The organism is Bacillus sp. JJ1521 (genome assembly GCF_036965165.1).
Taxonomy (GTDB): Bacteria; Bacillota; Bacilli; order Bacillales; family Bacillaceae_L; genus Ferdinandcohnia.
In genome coordinates, this window is sequence record NZ_JBALOX010000061.1 from 36,026 (window position 1) to 48,199 (window position 12,174).

The 12,174-nt window shown below is 37.4% G+C and carries 9 protein-coding genes; 7 read left to right on the forward strand and 2 right to left on the reverse strand.

Going from position 1 to position 12,174, the window contains the following annotated elements; genetic code table 11:
* Window positions 1-234 precede the first annotated feature (234 nt).
* Window positions 235-1,728, forward strand: a complete 1,494-nt coding sequence (locus tag V7147_RS09740; protein WP_335367661.1) for a sodium:solute symporter family protein — start codon at window positions 235-237, stop codon at window positions 1,726-1,728.
* Between the two features lie 178 nt (window positions 1,729-1,906).
* On the opposite strand, the gene V7147_RS09745 is transcribed toward V7147_RS09740, so the two are convergent.
* Window positions 1,907-2,794 carry a LysR family transcriptional regulator gene (locus V7147_RS09745; RefSeq protein ID WP_335367662.1) on the reverse strand — a complete coding sequence of 296 codons (888 nt, stop codon included), beginning with the start codon at window positions 2,792-2,794 and terminating at the stop codon, window positions 1,907-1,909.
* Window positions 2,795-3,017: 223 nt separating this feature from the next.
* On the opposite strand from V7147_RS09745, the gene V7147_RS09750 reads away from it, so the two are divergent.
* The 6 genes from V7147_RS09750 (at window position 3,018) to V7147_RS09775 (ending at window position 9,739) form a co-directional block, all read left to right on the forward strand.
* The gene (locus V7147_RS09750; protein ID WP_335367663.1) at window positions 3,018-4,742 is read left to right on the forward strand and encodes a urocanate hydratase; all 1,725 of its coding nucleotides are present in this window, start codon (window positions 3,018-3,020) and stop codon (window positions 4,740-4,742) included.
* 92 nt (window positions 4,743-4,834) lie between these two features.
* Complete coding sequence (gene hutI / locus V7147_RS09755) at window positions 4,835-6,088, forward strand: imidazolonepropionase (protein ID WP_335367664.1); 1,254 nt, start codon at window positions 4,835-4,837, stop codon at window positions 6,086-6,088.
* A gap of 16 nt (window positions 6,089-6,104) precedes the next feature.
* Window positions 6,105-7,259, forward strand: coding sequence for a M20/M25/M40 family metallo-hydrolase (locus tag V7147_RS09760; RefSeq protein ID WP_335367665.1), 1,155 nt, complete (start codon window positions 6,105-6,107; stop codon window positions 7,257-7,259).
* 344 nt (window positions 7,260-7,603) lie between these two features.
* Window positions 7,604-9,100: a histidine ammonia-lyase gene (gene hutH, locus V7147_RS09765; RefSeq protein WP_335367666.1), complete on the forward strand. Its 1,497-nt coding sequence runs from the start codon at window positions 7,604-7,606 to the stop codon at window positions 9,098-9,100.
* 13 nt (window positions 9,101-9,113) lie between these two features.
* Complete coding sequence (locus V7147_RS09770; protein WP_335367667.1) at window positions 9,114-9,461, forward strand: Na+/H+ antiporter NhaC family protein; 348 nt, start codon at window positions 9,114-9,116, stop codon at window positions 9,459-9,461.
* A gap of 110 nt (window positions 9,462-9,571) precedes the next feature.
* Window positions 9,572-9,739 (forward strand): Na+/H+ antiporter NhaC family protein, encoded by a 168-nt coding sequence (locus tag V7147_RS09775; protein WP_335367668.1) that lies wholly within the window; start codon window positions 9,572-9,574, stop codon window positions 9,737-9,739.
* A gap of 103 nt (window positions 9,740-9,842) precedes the next feature.
* On the opposite strand, the gene V7147_RS09780 is transcribed toward V7147_RS09775, so the two are convergent.
* Window positions 9,843-12,059: an outer membrane protein assembly factor BamB family protein gene (locus V7147_RS09780; RefSeq protein ID WP_335367669.1), complete on the reverse strand. Its 2,217-nt coding sequence runs from the start codon at window positions 12,057-12,059 to the stop codon at window positions 9,843-9,845.
* Window positions 12,060-12,174 lie beyond the last annotated feature (115 nt).

The window sequence follows — 12,174 nt, forward strand, 5'->3', positions numbered from 1 at the left end:
TGGGAGGAAAGTAACTATTAGTAATAACAATTTTTTTAACTGGAAAGGGGTGCAATTTTAATATAAGAATGTAGAAAAATCATTGAAGTAAGACTCAGGTAAGAAATGAATCTTTCCAGAGTAAAATTTCATTAATCTACCAAAAAGATATAACTATTCTCTAACACACCGAGTCAAACAGAATTTAATATTAGAATCTATACTCTGGGTATTAAAAATTAGAGGAGGAAAAATATGGATATAAATGTAATTTGGTTAGCTGTTAGTTTAATAGTTTATTTTGTAGTTTTATTGGGAATATCTTTTTATAAAAATAAAAATGAAACGAAGGAAGATTATTTCTTAGGTGGGAGAAAGACGCCATACTGGATACTTGCAACGGCTTTTGTTGCTGCGTGGTATGGAGGTAACTCAGCACTGATATCGGTCGATAAAGCATTTGAGCAAGGTTTAAGTTCTTGGTGGATTCTTGGTGGACCTACAGTATTGGCTGTACTAGTGATTCTTATTTTTTCAAGTGCAATTAGAAGAGTAGGAGCCATGTCACAGAATGGGTTAATGATAAAACGTTATAATCAAACCACGGGGAATATATTAGTTGTTATCTTAGTCATGTACTTTATAAGTTGGGGTTCATCACAAATGGTGGCTGTTGGTCACTTTTTATCATCCTTTTATAATTTCAGTTATTCCACCGCTGTCATTATAGGTTTGTCCATTACATTACTTTATTCAGTTCTTGGTGGATTTCGTGCAGTTGTTCTTACAGAGATGATTCAATTCTTCTTTCTAGTAGCTGGATTACTGGTTGTTATGATTGTTGCTTTGATAAATTCAGGTGGAATCGAAGGTATTCAGGCTTCAACACAAGCGAAAGAAGCAACAGGATATTTTAATCTATTTGGAAGTTTTTCGCAAAATTTTGTCTTTGTCTTATCGTTTAGTCTTGCTTTTATTGTAGATGGCGCGGTATGGCAACGAGTTTCTGCAAGTAGAAACCCTATTGAAGCGCGGAAAACGACTACTCAAGCTTTACTTTACTTCATACCGTTATATTTCTTTGTTGTAATTACTGGAATGGCAGCTACTGGTATCTTTACAGAAGTTCCTGAAGGAGGAATTGTTTCTGCCTTAACGAGAAATTATTTAAGTCCATTTTTTGCAAGTCTTGTATTTGTGGGTGTAGCTGCAGCTATTATGTCAACATTAAGTACCACATTAAATGCAAGCTCCATGTATTTGACTGAAATATATAATAAATATGTAAAACCCAATGCATCCAACAAAGAAATTGTTGTTATTGGAATGGTAGCAACTGTTTTCTCTGCATTAATAGGATTTATTGTAGCTGTTAGAATTCCTGATGCACTAGTAGTATTATCAATAGCAAGTCAGATTTTGGCAGCAGGTGTATTTGTACCTATGCTTATGGGGTTCTTATGGAAAAGGGGAAATTCCGTTGGGGCGATTGCTTCGCTTATTTCGGGAAGTGGCTTTGTTCTTTATGATTATTTGATTCAGCTCGGAATCCCATTGCCATTCTTCTGGAGTCAAGATGGAGCAGGGGTTATAATTATCGGCTTTATAATTGGGTTAGTTGCATACATTGTAGGTTCTCTGGTAACTAAACCTGAGTACGAAAAAGCATCGGAATTTATCGAACTTGCTGGACTGGTTAAAGGAAATAAAATCGAAGTAAAAGATGATATTAATATTGATAACAAATAATTAACGTTTAAAATTATCGTAATATTCTGAATTATTTAGCTAATATACCCTTTTAGTGAAGTGCCTAAGCATGTGCCAGGCACTTCATTTTTTGTTTTTACATGTTATGGAAATACCGATACACTGTATAAAAAATCTCAACAACTTTAATTTGGTAAATATTCATAACAAATTACTTTTAGATCCTACTAAAATATTTTTTGACTAAAGATATAAATGTTTTTACTAATGGAGGCAGGTATCTATTTTTATCAAGCGTAAGATAGACTGTTCTTGAGGTTAGTCCATCGTGAATTCTTTTAAAATGAAAATTAGGATTATTAATATACTTTATGTAGTTTTCAGGTGCTACTGTAACTCCCAATCCTTCTTCCACTAGATTACATGCTGTTTCAAACCTTTCAATCTCAAATTGTATATTAGGTTTAATTCCCGCCTTTTGGAATGCATTTAGAATATCCGACCTTGTTTGGAAACCTTCCTTTGAGATAATAAAATTTTCATCTTTTAAGTCTAAAATAGTTATGAAATTTTTATAACCTAACGAATGGTTTATCGGGAGGAGAGCAACTAGTCGTTCATCATATAAAGGAATTGACTCGATATACTTACTGTTAATATATTGATTTGTTATCGCAAGATGTACTTCGAAGTTGTCTAAGGCTTTTTCAACATCCTGTAAACTTGGAGCATCTAAAAGACGTATAAATACATTTGGAAATTCCTTTTTAAATTCAGCTAATACCTTTGAAACCCAAAACTTGGAAGACTCTATGATTCCGATTGATAATTCAAGAGGCCCGTCATCTTTTAATCGAACCATTTCATCATACACACGTTCATAATGAAAGATTAGTCTTTTGGCTTCTTGATAAAGGATTTTCCCCTCCGTTGTTAATCTTAATTCCCCTTTGCTACGGTCTAATAGTGCGAATCCTAGCTCTTTTTCTAATAGTTTAATAGAAGTACTTAAAGAAGGTTGAGAAATATGTAATTTTTGTGCAGCAGCAGTAAAGGTAGAACATTCAATTACTGTAGTAAAGTAAAGTAAACGCTGTAGTTTCACATGGTTCCTCCTTTGTTATAGATATAAACTATAGACTTATTGTAATTATGTATTAGAAATTATAACACATAACCGTTAAAATATTCATTAAAGTTACACAATTCAGAAATTTATAATCTGAATTAACTTTTTTAGGTGACTCTTTAAAAAGAGGAAAGAAATTCTACTTATTTTTTTTCTATCACCTAAAAAACATACTTGATATTAAAAGGAGGATTTTATGATGATTGAGCAAAACATTAAGGAAAAACCAGAAATTCTTTATTCTGTAAAGGCACAAAGAGGAGATACTCTACGTTGTAAAGGTTGGAGACAAGAAACAATTCTTAGAATGCTAGAAAATAATATGGAAAATGCCGAGAAGCCTGAAGAACTTGTTGTTTATGGTGGAATTGGAAAAGCTGCGCGTAACTGGGAATCCTATCATGCTATTGTTAAATCCTTAAAAGAACTAGAAGACGATGAAACACTAGTTGTTCAGTCAGGTATGCCTGTAGCAGTATTTAAAACACATAAATATGCACCAGTAGTAGTAATGGCGACAACGAATATCATGAAACCTTCTTGGGAAACATTCTATGATTTACAGGATAAGAACTTAACGATCTTTGCACAGTACACTGCTGCACCATGGGAGTACATTGGTACACAGGGAGTTATCCAAGGTACGTTTGAAACACTTTCAGCTATTGCACGTAAGCATTATAATGATTCACTTGTTGGTAAAATCATGCTGACTGCTGGGGCTGGTGGTATGGGTGGTAACCAAACAAGAGCTATGGCAATGCACGGTGGTGTAGCAATTTTATGTGATTCAAATATTGAAATTATTAAACGTCGTATGGAAGTTGGATATATTGATGTTCTTGCAGATAACCTTGATGATGCAATTGCTTTAGCAGAGAAGCATGCAACTGAAGGAACTTCAATTGGAATTGCAGTTGTAGGGAACTCTGCAGATATTTTTGAGGAAGCTTATGAAAAGGGTTTCAAACCGGATATTCTTACTTCTATGACTCCGGCACATGATCCAATTTCATATTTACCTTCTGGATATACAGTACAAGAAGCTGAAGAATTGCGTAAGACAGATCGTCAACTTTACTTGAAAAAAGCGCAAGAAACAATGATTCGTGAATTACGTGTAACAAATAAATTCTTTGATGATGGGGTTCATGCTTTCGAATACGGAACTAGTTTACGTAAAGAGTGTCGTGACGGAGGAATGCCTGAAGAAGAAGCAATGAAAATCCCAGGATTCGTTGCGGAATACATTCGTCCACTGTTCTGCGAAGGCCGCGGACCATTCCGTTGGATTTGTATGTCGGGTGATCCAACAGATTTAGAGAAAATTGACAACATGGTACTTGAAAAGTTCAAAGATGACTTACTAGTAACAAGATGGATTAACTTAGCGAAGAAGCATATTCCAATTGAAGGTTTACCAGCTCGTATTTGTTACTTAGGTTTCGGACAGCGTAAAGAATTTGCGCTTGAAGTCAATAGAATGGTAAAGAGTGGAGAATTGAAAGGACCTGTTGCATTCTCTCGTGACAACCTTGACTCAGGTTCAATCGTTAACCCAACATTTGAATCTGAAAACATGCCTGATGGTGGGGACCTAATCTCTGACTGGCCAGTACTAAATGGTTTACTTAATGCAATAGGTATGTGTGATTTAATTGCATTACAAGCAAACTATTCAATGGGTGAAGCTGTTCATACAGGAGTTACAATGATTGCTGATGGTACTGATGAAGCTGACATGCGTCTTGAAGTTTGTATGACAGTGGACTCTGGTATTGGGGTTGTACGTCATGCACAAGCTGGTTATCAAAGTGCTAAAGATGTTGCCAATGGTAAAGGTAAGCTTACTGATGAAAGCATTAAAATCCCACTTTGGTGGACACCAACAGCAACATTTGGTCCAGATGATCTAAATAAATAAAATATCAATAAATGAAGGGGGTTAGCAAAAATTGCATATCCCTTTCCTTTTATTAAAGCATTAATTGTATTTTCGTACAGGAGGTAAAACGAGTGGTAAACCATAAAGAAAAAGCAGACTTAGTGATTATTAATGCAAATGAAGTTTTAACCTGTACAGGTGATAAAGCAGATTCGATAGGAAAAATTTCAAATGGTTGGGTCGCAATCAGTGGACAAAGAATCAGTGGTGTAGGCTCAAAAGAAGAAGTGGAGAAGCATATTGATATTGACCAAGCAGAAGTAATCGATGCGACAGGAAAAGTGGTTGCTCCTGGCTTTGTCGATAGTCATACACATATCGTATTTGGTGGTTCTCGTGTTAAAGAATATGCTGCAAAAATGACCACATTGGATCCAGAAGAGCTGAAACGGAGAGGGATTGAAACCGGGGTTATGGTATCTGTCAATAAAACGAGGAATGCAAGTAAACAAGAGCTCTATGAATCTACCACAGAAAAAGTAAGACGAATGCTTGAATCAGGGACAACAACCGTAGAGATAAAAAGTGGATATGGTTTAAGCACAAAAGATGAATTGAAGATATTGGAAGTTGCAGCAGAAGTAAATACAAACTCTGATATTGACATAGTTAGTACTTTTTTGGGCGCACACGGGTGGCCAACTGATATGACTAAAGAGCAATATATTAACTTGATTATTGAAGAGATGATTCCTGAGGTAAAAAGGCGTAATCTTGCAACCTTTCATGATGTTTGGATAGAAGATTCTCATTTCGATGTGGAAGATACTATTCGATTACTTGAAGCAGGGGAAAAGGCTGGACTCAAATCTAAAGTGCACACGGATGCTTATTCTTATATAGGCGGTTCAGACCTTGCAGCAGACATGAAAGTAGTTTCAGCAGATCACCTTAATTACACACCACCACATGTGATGAAGAAAATGGCTGAAGCAGATGTGATTGGCGTTCTTATGCCTTCATTGGATTTTGCAGTAGCTCACAAAAGACCTTTCGATGCAAGAACAATGATTGATTCTGGTTTAACAGTTGCATTAGCTACGAATCTTAACCCAGGGAATTGGACAGAATCCATGCAATTCGTTATGGTCCTAGCATGCAGATTATATGGAATGTCTCCTGAGGAAGCAATTCGTGCAGCAACTATAAATGGTGCAAAATCATTAGAACTTGACAATGACCGTGGTTCTTTAGAAATAGGTAAACTAGCAGATATACAAATTTGGGATGTTCCATCATATGAACATGTTATCTATCGACTAGGAAGTAATGTCGTTGATCGTGTTATAAAAAGAGGAAAGACTGTCGTAAGTCGAAATTATTAAAGAAAGGGTGAAGACATTGGTAAGTGGAAATAAAACGGCAATCACGATTAATGAAAAACGTTTATTAGATAGTTTTCTAGAGTTGGCAAAAATCAATGCACCCAGTGGGCATGAAAAACCGATGGCTGAATTTTTGGTTCCTTTACTAGAAGAGTTAGGTTTTTCAATAAAGTTTGATGAAGCTCATAAAGAATTCGGTGGAAACTGCGGAAATTTAATTGCATGGTGGGATGGTACAGATCCAAATGTTGAGCCGTTATTTTTATCTACACATATGGATACAGTGCTGCCTACAGAAGGGTTAAAGCCCATTATTAAAGATGGGGTTATTTATTCTGACGGAACCACAATTCTTGGGGCGGATGACCGTGCAGCTTTAGCAGCTTATATTGAAGGAATAAGAGTTATTCAAGAAACTGGTACACCATGTGGACCTATTGAGTTAATCCTTACAGTAAATGAGCAACCAGGGCTTGTTGGTGCAAAATATATGGACTACACATTAGTAAAAAGTAAAAAAGGGTTTATTTTTGATAGCACTGGCGATATCGGTCAGATTATCTTACAAGGCCCTTTCAGCAGCAGGATCTATTGTGAAATTAAAGGAAAAGATTCTCATATTGGGTTAAATCCAGAAGATGGAATTAATGCTTTCCTTATTGCTGCAGATGCGTTGAAAAACATGAAGCTTGGTAAGGTTAATGATGAAGTATTAGCGAATATCGGGGTCATTAAGGGTGGAACAATGTCCTCTATTATTCCAGGTGAAGTTGAGCTAGTTGGTGAAGTTCGAAGTTTTAATAAAGAAGGACTAGATAATCAGCTAGAGCTTATGAAAGAAGTTGTTGAAATGGCAGCAGAACAACATAAGGGAAGAGCCACGGTAAGGTTTGAAAAGAAATATCTAGGTTTTAATATTCCTCTAGAACACGAAATAGCAAAAACAGCGCTAATTGCAGCAGATGGAATTGGGGTTAATAAATATACAACCCAGACACTTGGCGGTGCTGATACAAATGTTCTAAATGAAAACGGATTGGAATGTTTAACATTAGGTAACGGCTTTAAAAATCTTCATACTTTCCAGGAACATATTAGTGTTGACAATCTAATGAATGGTGGGAGATATGCTGCAGCCCTTATAAAAGAGTGGTATGAATCACATAAATAAACATTGGTGCGTGTTCGAAAGGTTTAAAAAGATTTAAATTTGCGTGGTAACAAATATTGCTTTGATAGCAGTGTAGGTTAAGGAATTAAAAAGGGACATGGTCGTCTACACAAGCTTATCCGGAACCCTTTAAATAACTACCAATATAACTAGGATTTTCGTTCTAATTATTAAGGGCTAAAATCCTAGCCCTCTTTCCGAATCCTTCTGTTAAGATTAAAGAGTGGGAATTATTCGGAAAGTTAGAAAAAGGAAAGGAATCTTTTAACTTCTAAAATATATCTTTGTTTCACACTCATACATAAATTTATCTATTAATCTAGCTTATTAAGGGGGACACACACATGTCACAAAATAACATTATTTACTTAGATGGAAATACCTTAGATCGAAAACAAATAGAGCAGATAGCTAGTAGAAATTCCAAAGTTGCTATTACAGAAGATAGTTTTGAAAGGGTAAAAGCTAGTCGCTCCCGAATTGAAAAACAAATTAATGAGGGTAAGATTTTATATGGAGTAAATACAGGGTTTGGAAAACTGAGCGATATAGAAATAAAAAAAGCTGATATTGAAAAGTTACAGTTGAATCTGCTTCGAGCAGATGCAGTAGGAGTTGGTGATCCTTTACCAAGAGAGGTAGTAAGGGCAATCATGACTCTCCGTGCAAATGCTCTAATTAAGGGGTTTTCAGGAATTAGAGAGGAAACATTAAATCTTTTAATCGATTTGATTAATAAGGGTGTTCATCCAGTGATTCCTAGTAAAGGTTCAGTAGGTGCTAGCGGAGATTTGGCGCCTTTAGCACATATGGCAATCGTGTTAATAGGTGAAGGGAAAGCAGAATTTGAAGGTAACGTGTATCCAGGTGCAGAAGCATTAAAAATGGCTGGCTTAGAACCTGTTAGACTTCAGGCTAAGGAAGGTCTCGCTTTAATTAACGGGACCCAAGTGATGACAGGTGTCGGAGCAATTGCTCTTAATGAAGCAGAGCGTCTCGGTATGGCTGCAGATATGTCTGCATGTTTAACAATCGAGTCCTTACAAGGCGTTATTTCGGCCTTCGATCCTGCATTAATAGCAGTTCGTCCTCATCCCGAACTTGAAAATGTTGCATCTAGAATACGTTCATGGCTAGAGGGGAGTAAGCGTACTACCGAGCAGGGAGAAATAAGAATGCAAGATGCTTACTCTATCCGTTGTATTCCGCAGGTTCATGGAGCATCCTGGCAAACATTCAAGCATGTTGATCAAGTATTGTCGATAGAATTTAATTCAACCACAGATAATCCAATAGTTCTTGAGGATGGAAGAGTTCTGTCAGGGGGTCATTTTCATGGTCAACCAATTGCATTAGCAATGGATCATTTGAAAATTGCTGCAGCTGAATGGGCAAACATAGCTGAACGAAGAATAGAGAGACTTGTAAACCCACAATTAAGTGGAATATCTCCGTTTTTAGCAAATGACCCTGGCTTAGAATGTGGTTTAATGGTAGCACAGTATACAGCAGCTGCCCTTGTTTCTGAAAATAAGGTTTTAGCACACCCTTCAAGTGTTGATTCAATTCCTACTTCTGCAAACCAAGAAGATCATGTCAGCATGGGAACAATCGGCTCACGACAAGCACGTGAAATGATTCATAATTCGGCTAGGGTTATCGCTATCGAAATGATATGTGCGTCCCAGGCTATTTATTTACAAAAGGTTGAAGATCAGTTAGCTCCTGCTACTAAAGAATACCTTGAGAAGATTCGTCGAATATGTCCGCCACTTGAAAGTGACCGTGACATATCAGAACAAATACAAAAATTGGCAACGTTTATTTTAACGGATAACTAATATTTCAGGTAACTTGATTCCAGTACACATTGCATTTATTCCAATTTTAATTCCACCTCTTTTAATTCTATTCAATCGTCAAAAAATTGACCGACGTGCCGTTGCTTCAGCTTTAACATTCGGACTAAAGTTTAACTATTTAGTTATTCCAGCAGGATACGGGCTTATTTTTCATGGTATTGTCGCAACTGAAATGACGATTAATGGAATGCCGATTTCGGTTGGGCAAATTCCTATCGCAATGTTAATACCTTCGTTAGGTATGATTGTTGGTGTAATTATTGCAATTTTATTTAGCTATAGAAAACACCGTAATTATAAGGACACAGAAATTGTAACAAAAAATGAACTAATAAACTGAAAACAAATTTGAAAAGAAACATATTTTCACTTTAATTGTCATTATTGCATATTTCGTATGTCAACTTGTATTTGGTTCAATGGTAGCTGGGGCAATTGCAGGTATTGCTCATGTTCCTTTTACGAGTTGTTTTAGTAAAAGACGGAGAAAAAGTGGTACAAGATGGAATGCAAATGATGGGTGCGATTGCATTTGTAATGCTTATCGCCTCGGGCTATGCAAGTGTTTTAAAGGAAACTGGCTCTGTAGAACAACTTGTTACTGGGGTAAGCTCGTAGTTTGAAGGGGGAAGTCAAGTTATTGCAGTTTAAAAGTTTTCAAAGCAAAAACAACACGCAAATGTAAAAAAAGGAATCGTTCAAATGAACGATTCCTTTCATGTTATTTCCCAAGCCCTTGTAAATATTCAACTAATGCATTAATTTGATTATCATCAAGTTGGTCCTTAAATGGAGGCATTCCGGCACTACCATTTTTAATTTGTTCGATTAATTTATCAGTGTCTTTAACAAAGTCGCTATTCATTAATTTTGGTCCATTATGTCCACCTTCACCGTTGTCACCGTGACAGGCTAAACAGTTATTTTTATAAACATCCATACCCTCATGTGCTGTTGATTTGTCTGTTTCTTCTGCATCTTGTTTCTTATCTGTTGCAGGAGGGGTGTGTGCTGTTGGTGATTTGATAATCTTGTCTTCAGGTATATCTTCTAGGGATGCATATGCACCTTCTAGTGAAAAGGTGTATATCTTGTCACCGTGGGTAGTTCCTGCAAGTGAATTACCAGCTGCAAAAATAGAGATATATTGCTTACCATCAATTTCATATGTGACAGGTGGGGCGTTTGCACCTGCGTCCATTTTGAACTCCCATAGCTCGTCCCCGTTTGTAGCATCAAATGCGATTAGTCGCCCATCATTATGACCTGCAAACAGGAGATCTCCTTTTGTTGTCAATAGGCCGCTATAAGCAATCGTGTCCCAATGTTTTTGCCATACAATTTTATTCGTTTTAATATCCATTGCCGTAACAACACCACGACCAGGTGCAGTCTTTACTGGCTGCCATACACTTCCGAGCCATACTTCGCCTTCTTTGTAATTATTCGCTTCATCACCTTCATGGTGTGAGAATGAGAAGTACGTATCATTTGCTAATAAGTAAAAAAGCTCGGTATTTGGGTTATAGGCCGATGGGGGCCAGTTTGCTCCACCTTGTGGTCCAGGTTTTAATGTAACAAATTCGTCCCAGAATGGGGTGAAAATTTTTCCGATTTTTCCATTCCAGTCGGCAGGGAAGTCCTTTTTGACATCTTCCTCTGTTACTTCTTGGGGTACGAATGCATCTCCCACAGGGAACGGTTGAGTTGCAGCTGTTTTTTGTCTTTCATCCTGTGGAACAGGTTTTTCGTCTATCCCAATTAGTGGCTTACCATCTGTTCGGTCCAATATGTAGATCCAGCCCGTTTTTCCAGCTTGTGCAATTCCTTTTCTCATTTTTCCATCCATTTCTACATCAAAAAGAACGACTGGGTTAGGAGCATCCATATCCCAGATATCGTGATGGACTTCCTGGAAGTGCCATTTATATTCACCGGTTTTGGCATCTAATGCTAGAACGGAATCGGCAAATAAGTTGTCCCCTTCACGAGCGCTTCCGTCAAGGTCTGCGGACGGATTACCGGTAGAAAGGTAGAGAAGTCCTAGTTCTGGGTCAATTGCTGGTGTTTGCCATACAGCTGCCCCGCCTCTTTTCCAAGCATCGGTGTCCTTTGGCCATGTGTCATGTCCTACTTCGTCAGGTCCAGGAATGGTGTGGGTTCTCCAAACTTCTTCACCCTTCTCGGCATCATATGCTGCAACAAACCCACGGATTCCATATTCACCGCCGGCAATACCGGTATACACCATCCCATTATAATAAAGAGGTGCGCTTGTGATGGTATATCCTTTTTCCCAATCTTCTACTTTCGCTTCCCATAGAAACTTTCCTGTTTTTTGATCTAAGGCAATTAATCTTGCATCTAAAGCTCCGATAAATACTTTTCCATCACCTAATGCTACACCGCGACTTGTCCAGCCACAGCATACGGTATCGAGATTTGCCGCTAATTCAGGTCTGTATTCCCAAATTAACTCACCATTTTTTGCATCGATGGCTTGAACATCATTAGCTCCAGTAATGGTGAACATAACCCCATCGTAAACGATCGGCGTTGCTTCACCTGAATATTTAAACTCATAGCCGGAGCCTAGACTTGTGACCCATTCAGCCTTTAAACCTTTTACGTTTGATTTCGTGAGTTTATCTAATGGAGAGTACCTTCCATTATAGATATTTCCCCCGTTTGTGATCCAATCTCCTGCAGGTGCGGCAGTTAAATCATCCGCGGAAAATTTAGGAGCCACTTTTCCTGGGTAATCTTTGTGCTGAACTGAAAAGTGCTTGCCATTTTCTACTTGTTGATTTTCTTTTTCTTGGTTTTCAACGCCTTGTTCTGCCTGTTGTTCTTCACCGATATTTTGTGAAATAATCACACCAGCTCCAATGGCAATCACAACAAGCACGGCAATGATAATCCATGTAAACTTGCTCATACCTTAAAACTCCTTTCACATAGTGGTAATGGTGATAATTAATCAAATACGCTTCGGCGTATTTGCTGCCGATTTTTTTCGAGCTTGATCGAAAAATTTTCCTCTTAAAAATCGT

Coding starts and splice junctions, on each gene's coding strand:
- V7147_RS09740 (WP_335367661.1), top strand. CDS start 235: ATGGATATAAATGTAATTTGGTTAGCTGTTAGTTTAATAGTTTATTTT.
- V7147_RS09750 (WP_335367663.1), top strand. CDS start 3,018: ATGATTGAGCAAAACATTAAGGAAAAACCAGAAATTCTTTATTCTGTA.
- hutH (WP_335367666.1), top strand. CDS start 7,604: ATGTCACAAAATAACATTATTTACTTAGATGGAAATACCTTAGATCGA.
- V7147_RS09775 (WP_335367668.1), top strand. CDS start 9,572: ATGTTCCTTTTACGAGTTGTTTTAGTAAAAGACGGAGAAAAAGTGGTA.
- V7147_RS09780 (WP_335367669.1), bottom strand. CDS start 12,059: ATGAGCAAGTTTACATGGATTATCATTGCCGTGCTTGTTGTGATTGCC.